This window comes from Micromonospora trifolii, from assembly GCF_022229005.1.
Lineage (GTDB): Bacteria > Actinomycetota > Actinomycetes > Mycobacteriales > Micromonosporaceae > Micromonospora > Micromonospora trifolii.
Genome location: NZ_JAKKFD010000011.1, coordinates 183,003 through 199,591, shown reverse-complemented (window position 1 = coordinate 199,591; position 16,589 = coordinate 183,003). Strand labels below are relative to the sequence as shown.

Annotated in this window: 21 protein-coding genes; 15 read left to right on the top strand and 6 right to left on the bottom strand. The window is 71.2% G+C overall.

Features of this window, described 5'->3' with window-relative positions; all coding sequences use genetic code 11:
* Positions 1-103 precede the first annotated feature (103 nt).
* From NIE79_RS08600 to NIE79_RS08590, 3 genes are read left to right on the top strand one after another with little or no spacing between them, the layout of a single operon-like run.
* Positions 104-373: a hypothetical protein gene (locus NIE79_RS08600; protein WP_238678021.1), complete on the top strand. Its 270-nt coding sequence runs from the start codon at positions 104-106 to the stop codon at positions 371-373.
* Positions 361-1,356: an MFS transporter gene (locus NIE79_RS08595; RefSeq protein ID WP_238678020.1), complete on the top strand. Its 996-nt coding sequence runs from the start codon at positions 361-363 to the stop codon at positions 1,354-1,356. The genes NIE79_RS08600 and NIE79_RS08595 overlap by 13 nt, the downstream gene beginning before the upstream one ends.
* Positions 1,356-1,928 carry a GNAT family N-acetyltransferase gene (locus NIE79_RS08590; RefSeq protein ID WP_238678019.1) on the top strand — a complete coding sequence of 191 codons (573 nt, stop codon included), beginning with the start codon at positions 1,356-1,358 and terminating at the stop codon, positions 1,926-1,928. The genes NIE79_RS08595 and NIE79_RS08590 overlap by 1 nt, the downstream gene beginning before the upstream one ends.
* Before the next feature lie 37 nt (positions 1,929-1,965).
* Here NIE79_RS08590 and NIE79_RS08585 read toward each other — a convergent pair whose 3' ends face one another.
* Positions 1,966-2,706: an SDR family oxidoreductase gene (locus tag NIE79_RS08585; protein ID WP_238678018.1), complete on the bottom strand. Its 741-nt coding sequence runs from the start codon at positions 2,704-2,706 to the stop codon at positions 1,966-1,968.
* A gap of 125 nt (positions 2,707-2,831) precedes the next feature.
* Between NIE79_RS08585 and NIE79_RS08580 the strand changes: the two genes are divergently transcribed.
* The gene (locus tag NIE79_RS08580; protein ID WP_238678017.1) at positions 2,832-3,311 is read left to right on the top strand and encodes an RrF2 family transcriptional regulator; all 480 of its coding nucleotides are present in this window, start codon (positions 2,832-2,834) and stop codon (positions 3,309-3,311) included.
* A 29-nt stretch (positions 3,312-3,340) separates the two neighbouring features.
* On the opposite strand, the gene NIE79_RS08575 is transcribed toward NIE79_RS08580, so the two are convergent.
* Complete coding sequence (locus tag NIE79_RS08575) at positions 3,341-4,894, bottom strand: ArnT family glycosyltransferase (protein WP_238678016.1); 1,554 nt, start codon at positions 4,892-4,894, stop codon at positions 3,341-3,343.
* A 122-nt stretch (positions 4,895-5,016) separates the two neighbouring features.
* On the opposite strand from NIE79_RS08575, the gene NIE79_RS08570 reads away from it, so the two are divergent.
* From NIE79_RS08570 to NIE79_RS08560, 3 genes are read left to right on the top strand one after another with little or no spacing between them, the layout of a single operon-like run.
* Positions 5,017-6,048 carry an aldo/keto reductase gene (locus NIE79_RS08570; protein WP_274523772.1) on the top strand — a complete coding sequence of 344 codons (1,032 nt, stop codon included), beginning with the start codon at positions 5,017-5,019 and terminating at the stop codon, positions 6,046-6,048.
* Positions 6,045-6,551 (top strand): DinB family protein, encoded by a 507-nt coding sequence (locus NIE79_RS08565; RefSeq protein WP_238678015.1) that lies wholly within the window; start codon positions 6,045-6,047, stop codon positions 6,549-6,551. Before NIE79_RS08570 ends, NIE79_RS08565 begins: the two co-directional genes overlap by 4 nt.
* A 24-nt stretch (positions 6,552-6,575) precedes the next feature.
* Positions 6,576-7,157, top strand: coding sequence for a GNAT family N-acetyltransferase (locus NIE79_RS08560; protein ID WP_238678014.1), 582 nt, complete (start codon positions 6,576-6,578; stop codon positions 7,155-7,157).
* Positions 7,158-7,162: 5 nt separating this feature from the next.
* On the opposite strand, the gene NIE79_RS08555 is transcribed toward NIE79_RS08560, so the two are convergent.
* The 3 genes from NIE79_RS08555 to NIE79_RS08545 form a co-directional block, all read right to left on the bottom strand.
* A complete protein-coding gene (locus NIE79_RS08555; RefSeq protein ID WP_274523771.1) occupies positions 7,163-8,443 on the bottom strand; it encodes an MFS transporter in 1,281 nt (426 codons plus the stop codon).
* A gap of 187 nt (positions 8,444-8,630) precedes the next feature.
* Positions 8,631-9,527 carry a hypothetical protein gene (locus NIE79_RS08550; protein WP_238678012.1) on the bottom strand — a complete coding sequence of 299 codons (897 nt, stop codon included), beginning with the start codon at positions 9,525-9,527 and terminating at the stop codon, positions 8,631-8,633.
* On the bottom strand, positions 9,514-10,755 hold the full coding sequence (locus NIE79_RS08545) for a hypothetical protein (protein ID WP_238678011.1): 1,242 nt from the start codon (positions 10,753-10,755) through the stop codon (positions 9,514-9,516). Before NIE79_RS08545 ends, NIE79_RS08550 begins: the two co-directional genes overlap by 14 nt.
* A 281-nt stretch (positions 10,756-11,036) precedes the next feature.
* Between NIE79_RS08545 and NIE79_RS08540 the strand changes: the two genes are divergently transcribed.
* Complete coding sequence (locus NIE79_RS08540; RefSeq protein ID WP_238678010.1) at positions 11,037-11,756, top strand: DUF8817 family protein; 720 nt, start codon at positions 11,037-11,039, stop codon at positions 11,754-11,756.
* A gap of 12 nt (positions 11,757-11,768) precedes the next feature.
* On the opposite strand, the gene NIE79_RS08535 is transcribed toward NIE79_RS08540, so the two are convergent.
* Complete coding sequence (locus tag NIE79_RS08535; RefSeq protein ID WP_238678009.1) at positions 11,769-12,998, bottom strand: MFS transporter; 1,230 nt, start codon at positions 12,996-12,998, stop codon at positions 11,769-11,771.
* 68 nt (positions 12,999-13,066) lie between these two features.
* Between NIE79_RS08535 and NIE79_RS08530 the strand changes: the two genes are divergently transcribed.
* The 7 genes from NIE79_RS08530 to NIE79_RS08500 all read left to right on the top strand — a co-directional run bounded on the left by NIE79_RS08530 (position 13,067) and on the right by NIE79_RS08500 (position 16,536).
* On the top strand, positions 13,067-13,582 hold the full coding sequence (locus tag NIE79_RS08530) for a MarR family winged helix-turn-helix transcriptional regulator (protein WP_238678008.1): 516 nt from the start codon (positions 13,067-13,069) through the stop codon (positions 13,580-13,582).
* A gap of 55 nt (positions 13,583-13,637) precedes the next feature.
* Complete coding sequence (locus NIE79_RS08525; RefSeq protein WP_238678007.1) at positions 13,638-14,153, top strand: DUF2087 domain-containing protein; 516 nt, start codon at positions 13,638-13,640, stop codon at positions 14,151-14,153.
* Positions 14,154-14,205: 52 nt separating this feature from the next.
* Entirely contained in the window at positions 14,206-14,682 is a 477-nt protein-coding gene (locus NIE79_RS08520) for a MarR family winged helix-turn-helix transcriptional regulator (RefSeq protein ID WP_238678006.1), read from the top strand.
* A 76-nt stretch (positions 14,683-14,758) separates the two neighbouring features.
* The gene (locus NIE79_RS08515; protein ID WP_238678005.1) at positions 14,759-15,172 is read left to right on the top strand and encodes a DUF6069 family protein; all 414 of its coding nucleotides are present in this window, start codon (positions 14,759-14,761) and stop codon (positions 15,170-15,172) included.
* 68 nt (positions 15,173-15,240) lie between these two features.
* Entirely contained in the window at positions 15,241-15,480 is a 240-nt protein-coding gene (locus NIE79_RS08510) for a hypothetical protein (RefSeq protein WP_238678004.1), read from the top strand.
* A gap of 33 nt (positions 15,481-15,513) precedes the next feature.
* On the top strand, positions 15,514-16,008 hold the full coding sequence (locus NIE79_RS08505; RefSeq protein WP_238678003.1) for a GNAT family N-acetyltransferase: 495 nt from the start codon (positions 15,514-15,516) through the stop codon (positions 16,006-16,008).
* Between the two features lie 102 nt (positions 16,009-16,110).
* A complete protein-coding gene (locus tag NIE79_RS08500) occupies positions 16,111-16,536 on the top strand; it encodes an Hsp20/alpha crystallin family protein (protein ID WP_238678070.1) in 426 nt (141 codons plus the stop codon).
* Positions 16,537-16,589: the final 53 nt, after the last annotated feature.

Genomic DNA, 16,589 nt, shown 5'->3' with positions numbered 1-16,589 from the left:
ACAACGTCTGGTTGTAGCTCGCCGCTCACGCGGTTGTTTGATCCCGGGTGAGCGGGGTTGCTTTGATCCTCACGGTCAACGCCGAGTTGTTGAGGCGGGAGGTGTGGGCGCGAGGCGATCCCTGGGGCGGCGGTTCGGCTGGTTGTGGGCGTCGTACGCGGTCAGCGCCTACGGCTCCGGGCTGGGTTTTGGGGCGTTGCCGTTGATCGCCGTGCTGGTGTTGCAGGCCAGCCCCGCACAGGTGTCCGTCTTGGCCGCGCTGGGGCCGGCGGTGGGCGCGCTGATCGCGTTGCCGCTCGGGCCGTGGGTGGAGTTCCACCGCAAGCGGCGGGTGATGATCGCGATGGACCTGGCCGGTTCGTGGTCCTGCTGACGATCCCCGTCGCGTACGCCCTCGGCCGGCTCAGTTTCGGGCAGTTGCTGGTCGTCTCGGCAGTGGTCGCCACCGCCAAGATCGCTTTCAACGCGGCCAGCGGCGCGTTCCTCAAGGCCCTCGTCCGGCCGGACGACCTGCTGGTGGCGAACGCGCGGTTCGAGTCGACGACCTGGGGCGCGATCGCGCTCGGACCGCCGCTGGGCGGGGCGGCGGTGGGCCTGTTCGGGCCGGTCGTCACCATCGTGGCCGACGCGCTCAGCCACCTGCTCTCCGCGCTGGGCCTCACCGCCATTCGCGGGCACGAGGACCACCCCCGGCCCACCGGCGCGGGCCGGGTCCGGGCCGGTGAGCTGCTCGACGGCTGGCGGCACCTGCTCACCCACCCCGGCCTGCGGGCGCTCTACCTCAACCAGTTGCTCGTCGGCGGGCTGATCATGGCCACCGAGCCGCTGCTGGCCGTGCTCCTGCTCGGCGAGCTGGGCTTTCCGCCCTGGCAGTACGGCCTCGCCTTCGCCGTGCCCTGCGTCGGCGGCCTCATCGGGTCACGCCTGGCCCGTCGGGTGGTGGCGCGCCACGGCCAGCACCGGATCATCCGCACCGTGGGCGCGCTGCGCGCGATCTGGCTGATCGGCCTCGCGTTCGTCCAACCCGGCGTGCTCGGTCTCGCCACCGTGATCGCCGTCGAGTTCGCGATCATCATCAGCATGAGCCTGTACAACCCGGTGCTCGCCACCTACCGCCTTCAACAGACCCCGAAGGATCGCATCGTCCGCACCCTGTCTGCCTGGTCCATCGGCAGCAGCGCCACCATCGCCGCCCTCAGCGCGCTCGGTGGGCTGCTCGCGCAGGTCACCAGCCCTCGCACGGCGATCATGGTCGCGGGCCTGGTGATCTTCGCGAGCCCGCTGCTGCTGCCCCGGCGCCCGGACGCCGATCGACCGGCACCGGAGCGCTCCGCGCGGGTCTCTACCATCGCGTGATGTTCCAGCCGACCTACCCGATCCGGACCGCACGGCTCGCCCTGCGCCCGGTCACGATCGACGACCTCGACGACGTGTACGCGTTTCAGCGTCGACCCGACGTCGTGCGCTGGATGCTCGGCGCGGAGCCGCGTACCCGTGAGCAGTCGCGGGTGTCGGTGCTCGCCATGGCGGGCGAGGACGCGTGGCGCGCGGAGGGTGACTGCCTCACGGTGGCCGTGGTCACCGACGCCGGGGTGATCGGGATCGTGGAGTTGGTGTGGCGCAGCCAGTCCGACCGTACCGCCGAACTCGGCTTTGTCTTCCACCCCGACCACTGCGGTCGCGGGTTGGCCACGGAGGCCGCCACCGCGGTGCTGGCGTGGGGGTTTACCGAGTTCGGGCTGCACCGCGTCTACGGGCGGTGCCACTGTCGCAACGCCGCGTCGGCCCGGATGATGACGCGACTCGGCATGCGGCAGGAGGCCCGCCATGTCGAGAGTTACAGATTCAAGGGGGAGTGGGCCGACCAGCTCGTCTTCGCGATCCTGGCGCACGAGTGGCAGGCCGGGACCCGCACGCCGCCGTCGTGATCGTCGGCCACGGCGACGTGCGGATCAGGTCGACACCTCAGGCTTGGCGGCCGAGCCACTCCCGGTAGGCGGTGGGCGCGATGACGGCGTCGTCGCCGGCGATGAGGACATCGCCGGACATGGCGGCGAACATGCCGGCGCCGTCGTCGGTGGTGACTGTGCGCTGGTCACCGCGGGCGGCGAGGGTGATCCGCCCCAGCTCGTCGAGGGCGAAGACGTCGGGCCCGGCGACGTTGCGGATGCCCTGCAACGGCGCGCCCATGCTGACCTCGGCGACGGCCTGCGCCACGTCGGCGGCGGCCATCGGCTGCACCGGCGTGCTGGGCAGGCGGACTGTGGTGTCGTCGGCCGTCCAGGACATGATCGCCTCGACGAACTCGAAGAACTGGGTGGCGCGGACGATCGAGTACGGAATCGGACCGGCCGTGAGGATCTCCTCCTGGAGGGCCTTGGCGCGGTAGTAGTCCAGGTCGGGCACCTTGTCGACGCCGACGATGGAGAGGATCACCGCGTGGCCGACGCCCGCGCGAGCGGCGGCGGCCAGCAGGTTGTCCATGGTCGTCTGGAAGAAGGCGGGCGAGGCCTCGTCGAAGGTCGGCGAGTTCGTCAGGTTGACGACGACCTCGGCGCCGGAGAGCCCGTCGGACAGGCCCTGCCCGGTGAGCAGGTCCACCCCGGTGGACGGCGACAGCGGCACCGCCTCGTGTCCCGCGGCCTGCAGGATCTTGACGACCTGCGACCCGATGAGACCGGTCCCGCCCAGTACGGCGATTTTCATTCCCATGCACCTTCCCGTGACTGTGTGGTCCGACTGCCAAGGTTCAGCGATACTCGGACCTTCCTTGTCCGAGAACTATACTCGGATACGATGGGTCCGAGTAGCGGGGTGACTAGGGTGACGTCATGAAGATGTCCGGCGGGGTCGAGTGGGCGCTGCACTGCTGCGTGGTGCTCACGGCCAGTCACACGCCCGTGCCGGCGGCCAAGCTGGCGGAACTGCACGACGTCTCCAGCAGCTACCTCGCCAAGCAGCTCCAGGCGCTGGCCCGCGCCGGCCTGATCCACTCCGTGCAGGGCAAGTCGGGCGGCTACGTGCTGACCCGCGCGCCGGAGAGCATCACCCTGCTCGACGTGGTCCGGGCCATCGACGGGCCCGGACCGTCCTTTGTCTGCACGGAGATCCGCCAGCGCGGCCCCTTCGCGACCCCGGCCGACGCCTGCACCACGCCGTGTCCGGTGTCCCGCGCCATGTGGGCGGCCGAGGACGCGTGGCACCAGGCGCTCGCCGCGGTCACGATCGCCGATCTCGCCCGCGACGTCGACGCCACCTCCGGCCCCGAGGCGCTGGTCGGCATCCAGGCGTGGCTGACCGGCGGAGCCTGACCCGACCCGGCAGACCCGGGTGAACAATGTCAACCGGTGTGGCGTACCTCGGTGTCCCAGATCTGCGCCCACGGACGCCGCAGCCCCCGGCACACGTGGATGGGGCCGCCGTTCTCGTCGTTCTCCACCTCGACGCGCTGGTCCACCCGCCCGGCGAGCGTGCACTGCTCGAACCAGGTGTTCAGCTGGTCGGGGCGCTCCCAACCGACGGCGATGACCACGTCCGCGTCGGCGGGCGGCCGACCGAAGTCGACCATGCTGTTGTGCCCGGAGTACGCCCGGGGCAGACCGCGGACCGGCCCGTAGCGGGCCACCGCGCCGGCCTCGCCGTAGTTACCGGTGAGGACGATCGCCCGCGAACGCTCCTGCGGCGGCAGTCCGCGATGGACGGCGGCGAGAGAGTCGGCGAACTCCGGCCAACCGATCGTCTCGCCGGCGTCGTAGTTCACGTCGACCACGAAACCGGGCAGCCGGTCGGCCGGCAGCACCGGGAGAAGCAGCACGACGTTGGGCAGCAGGAACGGCACCACACCCAACGCGAGCAACCCCCGACGCCACCAGAGCGATCCGCGCGAGGCCCACGCCACGGTGACCAGCGCGCCGGCGGCGGTGAGGACCAGCAACAGCGGTGCGTCGTAGTAACCCTTGCCGCCGGCGATCAGCACGATGCCGACCACCACCAGCCACGCCCAACCCACCGCCCGGTAGGCCCGCCACGCCGGCCGGCGCAGCAGCGCGACGAGACCGGCGATCCAGATCGGTACGGCGTACGGGCTGATGATGACGAAGTGGAGGGTGAACGCCTCGAACCGACCACTGTAGGAGCTGTCGCCGTCGGAGATAGATCCGGCAACGCCGAGCTGCGGGAAACCGTTGGCCGCCTGCCAGATCAGGTTCGGTGCGGCCAGCAGCACTGTGATCCCGGCCGCGGCGAGCACCCACCGGTCGCGCAGCAGCCGGCGCGGTCCGGCGATGGATACCCCGGCGACCAGGCCGACGGCCAGCAGCGCCGGCAGCAGCTTGCTGAGCATGCCCACACCGAGCGCCAGCCCGATGCCCAGCGCCCAGCGGCTGTCACCGGTACGCAGCAACCGCACCGCACACCACGCCGCGGCCAGCCAGACCAGCAGGTCGACGGTGGTGGTGCTGAGCAGGTGGCCACTGGCGAGCACGATGCCGGAGAGCGCGGCGAGTACCGCCGCGAAGAGCTGCGCGCCCCGGCCGGCGCCCAACTCCCGAGCGATGGCGGCGACCAGCAGCACCGCGCCGCCGGCCAGCACCGCCGACGGGGTACGCAGCACCACCAGGTTGCCCGGCGCGATCGTGTCGAGCAGCCGGGCCAGCGCCGGGACCAGTGGCCCCTGATCGACGTAGCCCCAGTCGAGGTGCCGGCCGGCGAGCAGGAAGTACAGCTCGTCGCGGTGATAGCCGTAACGGCCCGCGAGCAGCAGGAGTGTCACGGTGGTAGCGGCGGCCACCAGCCACGGGCCACGGGTGGGTGCGCCGGGCTCGGGTGGCACCGCCGACGGCGTCGACTGGGTGGGCCGCTGAGGTCGGTCGATCTCGATCGCGGGATCGCTCACCCGCTCATGATGACCGGCGGAGTGGCCGCACGGGTGCCCGTACGGCGTTCGGCACAGTCCCGAATGCGGGTGGTCGGGGCGGGTGCGAAGATCGGCTTTGTCACTCGGACCGAAAGGACGATATGCGCTATCGCACTCTGGGCAGCACCGGAACCGTGGTGTCGACCCTGTGTCTGGGCACGATGACCTTCGGCGCGGAGACCGACGAGGCCGGCAGCTTCGCCCAACTGGACCGGTTCGTCGAGGCCGGCGGCACCTTCATCGACACCGCTGACGTCTACTCCACCGGCATCTCGGAGGACATCATCGGTCGCTGGCTGCGCAGCCGACCCGACGTGCGTGACCGCCTGGTGATCGCCACCAAGGGGCGGTTCCCGATGGGCCCGGGGACCAACGACGCCGGCCTGTCCCGGGTGCACCTCACCCGTGCCCTGGACGCCAGCCTGCGCCGACTCGGAGTCGAGGCCGTCGACCTGTACCAGGCGCACGCCTGGGATCCGCTGACCCCGCTGCCGGAGACGCTGCGGTTCTTCGACGACGCGGTCAGCGCCGGCAAGATCCGCTACGCGGGGGTCAGCAACTTCACCGGTTGGCAGTTGCAGAAGGCCGCCCTGCTCACCCAGCACCTCAACCTCACCCCGATCGTGACCCTGCAACCGCAGTACAACCTGCTGGCCCGGGAGATCGAGTTCGAGTTGGTGCCGGTCTGCGAGAACGAGGGCATCGGCATCCTGCCGTGGTCACCGCTGGGCGGCGGGTGGCTGACCGGCAAGTACCAGCGCGACAGCACGCCGACCGGCGCGACGCGGCTTGGCGAGAACCCGCAGCGCGGCGTCGAGGCGTACGCGGGTCGCAACGCCGAGGAACGCACCTGGCGGGTGCTCGACGCGGTCCGCCAGGTCGCCGAGGACCGGGGCGTGTCCATGTCGGCGGTGTCGCTGGCCTGGCTGGCGGCCCGACCGGCGGTCACCTCGGTGATCCTCGGCGCGCGAACCACCGAGCAGCTCGACGACAACCTGACCGCCGCCGACCTGGTCCTCGACGCCGAGCAGATGCGGTTGCTGGACGAGGCGAGCGCCCCGCTGGTGGGCGACTACCCGTACGGCGGTGCGGGTGTGCGCCAGCGCGCCCGTGACCTGCCGACCGGGTCATGACCGCGTTCCCCGAGCCCACCAACCCGGCCGGCAGCCGCACCGAGGTCTTCCTGCGCTACCTGGACTACTTCCGGGAGTCCGTGGTGGACAAGGTGTCCGCGTTGGCTGAGCCGGAGCTGCGGCGCAGCCGGCTGCCGTCCGGGTGGACCCCACTGGAACTGCTCACACACCTGCGCCACGTCGAGCTGCGGTGGATCGAGTGGGGTTTCCAGGGCCGGGACGTCGCCGAGCCGTGGGGCGACCGCCGCGACGACCGCTGGTACGTCGGCCCCGACGAGACCCGCGCGGATCTGGTGGCGGCACTGCGGGCGCAGGGCGCGCACACCACGGCGGTGGTGATGGCGCACGACCTGGCCGAGATCGGTGCGCCGGGCCCGCGCTGGAGAGGCGCGGACCCGGCGTCGCTGGAGCGGGTGCTGTTCCACCTGGTGCAGGAGTACGCCCGCCACCTGGGTCACCTGGACGTGGTCGCCGAACTCGCGGGCGGCCCGACCGGAGAGTGAGGCCGCCGGCTCGATAATGGGCTGATGCCGCTGCTCGTCGCACCAGCCCTGTCCGCCGGGAGCCTCGCCGCCCATGAGCAACCCCACCTTCCGGTACGCCCCGGGTTGGCCCTGCGGCCGTGGCGCGACGACGACGCCCCGGCCGTCCGGGCCGCCTTCGACTGTCCGGCGATCCAGCGATGGCACGTACGCCGTCTCGACGGTGGCGATGAGGCGCTGGCGTGGACGGCGCAGTGGGCCCGTCGTTGGCACGACGAGACGGCCGCCAGTTGGGCCGTCGTCGACGCCGACGACCGGCCCGTCGGTCAGATCGGGTTGCGCGGTGTGCTGATGAGCGAGGCGTCGGCGCAGCTGTCGTACTGGTTGGTGCCCGTCGCGCGTGGCCGGGGCATCGCCACCGACGCGCTGGGGGCACTCACCCGGTGGAGTTTCACGCGGGCCGGTCTGCACCGACTGGCCCTGGAGCACTCGACGGCCAATGCGGCGTCGTGCCGGGTGGCCACGCGGGCCGGCTTTGCGGTGGAGGGTGTGCTCCGGGGGTCGGTTCGCCACGCCGACGGCTGGCACGACATGCACCTGCACGCACGGCTACGCACCGACGCCTGATCCGATCAGATGGGCGGCGCGGATGGTGTCGGGGTCGCGTCATCCGCGTCGGCGCGTCGCATCGCCCGTGGCAGTCGCAGCGCGACGACGCCGGTCGCCACCAGGCCGCCGACGCCCGCGACGATCAGGGTCACCGGGGCGGAGGTGGCGTCCAGCAGGACGCCACCGGCGAGGTAGGACGTCGCGGCGGCGACCCCGATCGCGCCATACAGGTTGCCGAAGACCCGGCCGAGCATGCCCGCTGGCACCGTGCGTTGCAGCAACGTGCTGGAGGCGACGTCCATGGCCGCCAACCCGAACCCACGGACTGCTTGCAGGCCGATCGCGGCGGCGACGGCCCAGGCGAGCCCGGTCAGCAGGTTGCCGACACTGCTGACGGCGAAGCCCGCGATCAGCAGCAGCGGCATCGACGCCCGGGTGCCCCACCTGGACAACATGGCGTAACCGGCCACCAGTCCGACACCGACCGCCCCCAGCAGCAGCCCGACAGCGGATTCACCGACGTGGAAGGTCTCCTGGGCCAGCAGCACCAGGGCCACGTCGTCGACCCCGTTGAAGGCGACCACCGCAGTGAAGCCAAGGAAGATCACCCGCACCGTCGGAACACTCAACAGATAACCGATGCCCGCCCTGGCCTGTCGCAGCAGGGACGGCTGGTGCCCGTCGCCGGTTGCCGCCGGAAGTGAGGGGAGCGTCGCGAGCAGCACGGCCGAGACCAGAAACGACACGGCGTCGACGAGCAGCACACCACGCAGTCCGACCAACGGGAACAGGGCCGCGGCGAGCAGGGGGCCGACCGCCTCTGCCGCGTTGGAGCCGAACCCGAGGGTGGAGTTGGCGGTCTCCAGGTCACGGTCACCGACCAGTGCCGGCACCGCCGCCCGAGACGCCGGCTGGAAGAGCTGCGACGCTGTGGCCCGAACCGCGACGAGAGCCAGCAGCATCGGCAGCGAGGGCATTGTCAGCACGATGACCAGCAGGACCACAGCTTGGATGAGTTCGCAGACGACCATCAGCCGTCGGAGATTGAGCCGATCAGCGAGGGCGCCGGTGAAGGGACCCAACAGGGATGGAGCGAAATCCCCGACTAGGAGCAGGAGCGCGACTGCCAGCCCCTTACCCGTCGTCTCGGCGACGTGGAAGATCAGCGCGACGAGGCTGAGCGAATCGCCGGCGTACGAGACGAGCCTCGCCGAGAACAACGTTCGAAATGGCCTGTTGCGGCGAAGCAGCTGGATGGGACGCAACGGCGCAGCGTCTGCCGTGGTGGTCGCTGCGCCGGACATCTCGAACGTCCCCTGTCGCTGAGGCTGCGGTGCGGCGTCGTGCTGCCGATGCCCGGGACGGGTGAACCAGCCTGTGGGTGAAGGTAGCCATCAGAGCGTCGGTGAGCGCGGTATTTACGGTTGTCGGGGAGCTGCGGCTCGCGCCGGTGGTCCGGGGTGGGGGCCGCAGTTGGCGGACGGCCGGCTGTCAGTAGGGGCAGGTACGCCCGTCGCGCACCATCTGCGCGTACTCGGCGCCGGTGATGCGCAGCCGATCGGTCTTGCTGCCGTCCTTGGCCCGACAGCCGTCGATCGGGTCGAGGTAGACCCAGGCGTAGGCCGAGTCGTCAGCACGCCCGGTCACCTCGAACGGTTTGTCGCCGGGTGCCGAGATCACCATCGTCTGGCGTCGTCCGTCGGCGAGGTAGTCCAGCTCCAGTCGCCATCGGCAGTGCTGCTTCGCGCTGAGCGCTCGTACCTGGATGACGTTCTTCTCACCCTTAGGCAGGGTGATCTTGTGGGTGGAGAAGAACGGGGCACCCGCATCCTCGCCATCCGGGTCGTCGACGAGCATGCGGGGATTCGGTCGGTCCACGTGTGTCACGAGGACGATCTTCTGGGAGTCGCCCTGGGAGCGGTTGGGCTCCCGAATCCCGGTGAGCGGGGGGCGGCAGGGCTCGACGAGGACGGGCCGGAGGTCGACGGCCTCGGCGGCCTGCTCCCGGGTGCCGACGAGGGTGATCTCCCAGGTGCTCCGTTCGATGTCGACGGCGCCGGCCTCGACGGTCGGATCGTCCGGCCGCTCGGCGTCCAGAGGAGCCAGGTCGGCGCCGGCGGGGTAGACGTAGTCGAGCGCACCCTCCTGTGGGTAGGGAACGTGCTTCAGGTCCAGGACGACGACAGGTCCCCGGCCGGCCAACTGCTCGGCCAGCTCGTTCGCGGGCTTCCACTGGTTGATGGCGGCGAGAACGACGGCGCCGAGCCAGGCGGCGACGGCACCGACCACGATCGTCAGCAGCCAGGTGACGGGGCGTTTCCACCAGGCGACGGTTGCCGGCGCGGGGGCCGCCTTACGGCGACGTGGGCGCTTGTTACGCGGGCTCATGGACCGGAGTCTCCTGCGTGTCAGTGGACGTGTCAGTGGACGTGTCGGTGTCGAAGAGCCGACGGGCCAGCAGCACGGGCAGCGCGACGAGCCAACCCCAGGCCGCGCCGAACCGCAGCGAGGAGGTCAATTGCGCGCCGAGGGACTCCCACGGGGCGCAACCGGTGGGGGAGTCCGAGATGGCGCAGCCGACGAGGACATCGGACGTCGCGGTCAGCGCGGACGCCGCGATCGTGGCACCCCAACAGACGACGACGAGCCCGAGGCGGTGCCCGGAGCTCGGCAGGCCGGGGAGCAGCGCCCAGAGCAGGAGCCACAGCACCAACAGCAGGGCGAGGGCGAGCACCGACCGGTACACCCACACGTCCATCGACAGGGGATTCGGATCGATCTCATGGGTCAGCCGGTATTCCACGTCATCGCGTTCGCGTGGCGGCGGGGACAGGGCGGGGCGGGACAGGAACACCCGGAGCAGCGCCAGGAAACCTCTCCCCGAATAGCTGTCCCACACCGCCTGGGTGCCGTTGACCAGTATGAGGACCAGCACCGGAAGGACGCCGGCCAGGGCAAGGTTCGCGCCGCGCCCCCGTACGTCGCCGATCAGCGGAACGCGGCTCTCGGGATCGACAACCGCGACCTGGGTCTCGTCGGCGTCTCTGTCGAGCCGGTTCAGCAGCAGTATCGCCAGGCTGGTGCCACCGACCAGGGAAGCGTTCGTGAACGCCAACAGGCAGCCGAGAAAGAGGGCGTCGGACGTCCAGCCGGTCAGCGTCAGGTGCGCGCTGGCGAGGAGCGTGGAATGGTCCAGCGCCTCGTTGGCGTACCAACCGGCGGGGGCGGTGTGCACACGGACCACGAGGGTGGCCCACCAGAGCAGGTCCCCGATCGCCGTGGCGGTGAGGGCGGCGGCCGCGCCGACCATCGCCGCGACGAACGGGTGCGTCCGCCGGGTGACCAGGCCGCAGGCGAGGTACGTCGACACTGCGATCAGCAGGACCACCACCCAGCGGATCAGCGGCGTCACCGCGTCCATCATGGGAGCGATCGTGGGGTCGAGGGGGGCGAAGAAGGCCATCCCCTTCCCGAGGAACGTCGGAAGGTCGACAGCGGTCCGGGCGACGGTGAACGGGCCCGTCATGGCGCGAGCCTTGGCGGCGACCACCACATAGAGGGAGATGGGGCCCGCCGTCGAGAACACGGCGACGAAAATCCTGAATGGTCGGCTCATCTGGCCGACCTCGTCCCGGGGCGGGTCGTCACGCCGTCAGTCTCTCGCATCGCGCGGACGTGTACAGACCCCCTGGGGGTGGCTGACGACCGCCTCAGCGGGTCTCCGCCCAGCCGACAAAGCGCGGGGTCAGATCGGGCAGCGGCCGAGGCCGCTGTGCGACCCGGATACCAACGTCGGCTGATGCCCTCGCGTTGGGTCATCAGCCGATCGGATGATCGAAGGCGATGATCGGCTATTTCCATGTGCGATGGACACCCTGCGACGCCTAGGAAGGAGGCATGACCAACGAGCGGACCGTTCCCCTGCTGCCGTGCGCATCCATTGACGACATCGAAACCTTCTACGGGGTTCTCGGTTTCCGCACCACATACAAGCAACGCAAGCCCAACGCGTGTGTGGGGGTGCAGCGCGAAGACCTGCATCTGCAGTTCTTCGAGATCGCCGGATTTGACCCGGAGCAGTCCTACGGCTCCTGTCTCGTCCTCACCGCTGACATCGAGGGACTGCATCGGGCATTCGCAGCCGGCATGCGCGCCGCGTACGGCAAGGTACTGGTGTCCGGGACGCCGCGGATGACCCGGCCCAGGGCGAGGAAGAACGCCGACGGTGTGGGCGGATTCAGCGTCATCGACCCGGGCGGCAACTGGATCCGCGTCTTTCGGGACGTCGCCGCCGCGCCCATGCCGGCCGCCACGCCTGCCGGGCGGCTGGCCAAGGCCCTGGCGAATGCTGTCGTGCAGGCCGATTCCAGGGGAAGCGTCGGACAGGCCGTTCGGATCCTCGACGGCGCGTTGGCCCGACAGCACGCCGACGACGACCCGGTCGAGCAGGTCGAGGTCCTGGTCTATCGCGCCGAACTCGCGATGGTGCTGCATGATCCAAACACTGCGGCCACGATGCTGGCCCGCGCTCAGTCCGTCACGCTCACGCAGGACGAATCCGAAAGGGCGGCACTCGCGTTCGACAACGCCGCCGAACTCGACGCAGCACTGCGGTGACACGGCGTCACCTCAGACCCGGATGGGGTCGGCCGGTTGCGGTTGTGGGGTCGCCGGCCAGGTGAGTCGGCGTACGCCGGGGACGAGGGCGGTGCCCGCACAGGAGGCGAGGACCAGCAGGCCGGCGACGGCCAGTGGCACGGGTGCGCCGAACGCGTCGGCAGCCAACGGCGCCAGCGCGTAGCCCAGCGGCATGGCGCCCAGCGACACCAGCCAGTCGTACGAGGTGACCCGGGCCAGGACCTCCGGCGGGAAGTGGTGCTGCACGACGGTCTCCCACACCGGGTTGAGGTAACCGAGGGCGGTCAGCGCCACCGCGTAGGCGGCGATCACCGCGGGGGCGGGCGCGGCGACGGCGAGCAGGAACAGCGGCGCGGCGTAGCAGGCCAGCCCGAGGTTGGCCAGCAGCACCGGCCGGTGCAGCCGGACCCGCCCGGCCAGTAGCGACCCGGTCAGCATCCCGATCGCGCCGGCCTGCAGCAGCAGCACCCAGGTCGTCTCGCCGCCCAAACTGTCGATGGCGACGGCCGGCCCGAGGGTCATCAGCACGGAGGCGGCGCCGTTCCACACGCCGTGCCCGAGCAGGCTGGTCCAGAACCAGTCGCGGGCGCGTACCTCGCCGAAGCCGTGCCGCAGGTCGGCGAGGACGGAACGGCGGGGCACCGGCACGTGGCGGACCCGCACCAGCGCGAGCAGCGCGGCGCTGAGCGCGAACGACGCGCCGTCCAGGATGAACGCCCAGCCCGGCCCGGCGGCCCAGATCAGCGCCCCGGCCAGCGCCGGACCGGCGAGGCGGCTGGTGTTGGCGGTGATCCCCATCAGGGCGTTGGCCCGCTGCCGGTCGGCCGGTTCGACAGTGCCGGCGACCAGCGGGGACGCGGTCGGGATGGCGAACGCCGAGGCGGTGCCGCCGAGCGCGGACGCCACCACCACTGTGGTCAGTGACGGGTCGGCGCCGAGCAGCTCCACGCCGACCGCGAGCTGCGTCGCGCAGCGGACCAGGTCGGCCAGGAGGGCGACCCGGCGGGCGTCGAACCGGTCGGCCACCACACCGCCGAACGGCAGCAGGACCAGCCGGGGGACGACCGCCGCGGCGAGGACGACGGCCAGCGCGCCGGTGGAGCCGGTCGCCCGCAGCACGGCCAGCGCCAGTGCGGCGGGCACCACCGCGTCGCCGAGGGCGGAGATCGTGCGGCCCAGGAACAGCAGCCGGAAGGAGTGGTCGCGCAGGGGGTGAGCCATCGCCACAACATACTTCGACGTCGAATGTTTCGGCAATGAATATTTCGATGCTGAGGTAAGCTGGCACGGTGACCGCTACTCAGGACGCCGTCGACCGGCACGTCGAGCGCTGGCTGCCCGTGGTGCCCGACCTCGACGCGGACGTCGAGGGGGCGGTGACCAGGATGATCCGACTGACCCGGCATCTGCGGGCGGTCAAGGAGAGGGTCCTGGTCGACCTCGACCTGCCGGCCCACGAGTACGACACCCTGCACGCCCTGGCCGGCCGTGGTGGACGGGCCGCACCCTCCGACCTCGCCGCGGACCTCACGATGGCCCCGGCCTCGATCACCGCGCGGGTGGACGCGCTGCTGCGGCGGGGTTTCGTACACCGGATTCCGTCGACAGTCGACCGGCGACGCGTCGACGTGGAGCTCACCGAGGCGGGCCAGGCCGCGTGGCGCGGGGCGATGGAGGTCCAGGGCGCCGAGGAGCACCGTCTGCTCGGCGCGCTCACCGCGACCGAGCGGCGGCACCTCTCCGACCTGCTGCGCCGGGTGCTGCTCGTCGCCGAGCAGCCGCGGAGCGCGCCGCAGACCGACTGAGCGGGGCTGGAAATCGCCTGGCGGTCCGCGTACCGCTGATGCAAGGGTGACCGGCGTGACTGCGCATGTGCTGGCCGGGGCCCTGGCTGACGACGGACGGCGACGGATCTTCGCGGCGATCGTGCTGGGCGCGACCAGCGCGACCGAGGTCGCCGAGCGGACCGGCCTGCCGGCGCGGGCGGTGCTCACCGGGGTCCGCCGGCTCACCGACGCGGGCCTCGTCACCGGCGCGGACGGCGCGCTCGTGGCCGATGAGCCGTCGCTGCGGGCCACCGCCCGCGACAGCCGCCCGGCCGACGACGCCGAACCCGGCGTCGACCCGGTGCTGCGGACCTTCCTGCGGGCGGGCGCCCTGGTGGGTCTTCCCGCACAGCGGGGTCGACGGCGGGTGCTGCTGGCGCACATCGCCGAGCAGTCGTTCGAGCCGGGCACCCGCTATCCGGAGCGGGCCGTCGACGACGCGCTCAAGCCGTGGTGCGCCGCAGGCGGGTCGGATCACGCGACGCTGCGCCGGTATCTGATCGACGAGCAGTTGCTCACCCGTGAGCACGGCGTCTACCAACTGCTCTGATCGTCCGCCGCGCGAACAGTCTCGTTGCGGAGGATCTTGCTAGCCTCGGCGCATGACCTCCTGCACGCCCTCCGATGGCCCGCCGGACCTGTTGTTCCTGCTCTCCTGGGCGAGTCACGCGTTGCAGACCGAGCACGCCGCCGGGCTGGCCGAGCTGGGCATCTCGCCGCGGGCGCACTACGTGCTGGCACAGGCCCACACCGGTGAGCTGACCCAGCGGGAAATCGGCGAGCGGTGCGGTGTGGACAAGACCACGATGGTCGTGACGCTCGACCAGTTGGAGCGGGCCGGCCTGGCCGAGCGCCGTCCGGTGCCGACGGACCGACGGGCCCGGATGGTCGCTGTGACTCCGGCGGGGGAGCAGGTGCTGCGGCAGGCGCAACAGGTGGTCCGGCGCATCCAGGACGACCTGCTGGCAACCCTGCCCGAGCAGGACCGGGAGGTGTTCCTGCGGGCTCTTCTGGGGCTGGTGAACGGACCCTTGGCCAACACCTCCCCGTACGCGCCGGGGGCCCGCTCCGGCTGTTAGTTCCGAGAGAGATAGTTCTGAACAAGACTATCTGTTACGGTCGTACTCGTTCGTTTCCCCTGAACGAGGAGCCGTCATGAGTGCTGTCACCGTCACGACCCCCACCCCCTCACCACTGCGCCGCCGCGCCCTCGGCGTCGCTGTCGCCGTCGTGGCGCCCCTGGCCATCTGGGTGATCGGCGCGCTGGCCGGAGTCGACTACACGGTCGAAAGCCCGGGCCAGCCCGCCACTGTCATCGGGGCTGGCGCGATCGTCATGATCGCCCTGGGGGCCGCCCTGCTCGGCTGGGCGTTGCTGGCGCTGCTGGAGCGGTTCGCCAGCCGGGTCGCTCGACCGGTCTGGATCTCGCTGGCCATCGTCGTGACGGTGCTGTCCTTCGTCCCCGTGCTCAGCGTCGAGGCCACCGGCGGCGCCAAGCTGGCCCTCGGCGCGACGCACGTGGCAGTGGCGGTCGCGTTGATCGCCCTGCTGCCCCGCCCCCGCCGATAAGCGGAAGCCATTCCCCCCGCCCACCTCGTGTCGCGCTGACCACGGGGTGGGCGAACCCTCGGGAGTTGATGCGCCCCCTCGACCTGGCGCTGGTGCTGGCCCGGCGGCCCACGCTGATCCTCCTCGACGAGCCGACCAACCACCTGTCGTCGACCCTCGCTGACGGGCTGACCGCCGCGATCCGCGACACGAGCGCCGCCGTCGTGGTCGCCACCCACGACCGGCAGTTGCTGCGGGACCTGGCCGACTGGCCGCTGCTGCGCATCGGCGAGCCCGCGACACCGGGTACGACGATCCGGGCGACCTGATAAAGGCGTTGACCGGGCGGTGATGATCAACAGGTGACCATTACCGCCCGGCCCACCTGGACGACCAGCACCAGTCGGCCCGACCACCCCGACGCGGTGCTTCTGCTGCGCGAGTACATGACCGAGATGGTGGTTCGCTATCACCGTCGCCCGGCCCTGCCCGGCGAGGTCGACGCGGCCCTGGCCGAGCTGCCCAGCGACGACCTGGCCGCGCCGAGCGGGCTGCTTCTGCTCGCGCACCACGGCACCAACCTGGCCGGCTGCGCCGGGCTGCGCTGGCAACCGGGCTGGGCCGAGCTGACCCGGGTGTTCCTCCGCCCCGAGCATCGCGGCGCCGGTGGAGGCGCCGCGCTGCTGGCCGCCGTCGAGGAGCGCGCCCGCGCAGCCGGGGCGGATCGGATCCGGCTCGACACCCGGCACGACCTGATCGAGGCCCGCGCCCTGTACGCCCGGCACGGCTACGCCGAGATCCCGGCGTACTCGCGGGGCCCCTACGCCGAACACTGGTTTGAAAAGCGGCTGTCCTGAGCAGTTGACGTCGGCGCGCGGACGCGCTAGATAAGAAGAGGAAGTTGAGTCACCCCGGCTCAACTCATCACCTTCGGCCAGGAGAACCGAGGAGGCATGACCATGTTGATGCGTACCGACCCGTTCCGCGAGATCGACCGGCTCGCCGAGCAGTTCTTCGGTACGGCGGCACGTCCCGCGACGATGCACCTGGACGCCTACCGCGACGGCGACCACTTCTACGCGGCGTTCGACCTGCCCGGCGTCGATCCGGACACCATCGACTGCACCGTCGAGCGCAACGTGCTCACCGTCCGCGCCGAGCGTCGCCGACCCGCCGGCGACGGCGTCGAACTGGTCGCCGCCGAACGCCCGATGGGCACCTTCACCCGGCAACTGTTCCTCGGCGACACGCTCGACACCGACAAACTGGAGGCTGGGTACGAGAACGGGGTGCTGACGCTGCGCATCCCGGTCGCCGAGCGCGCCAAGCCCCGGCGGGTGACCATCCAGGCCAACGGGCCCGCCCGCCGAGAGATCAACGCCTGATCCGACACGGTGACGGGTGGGATCGGCGCGCCTGCACGCCGATCCCACCCGAG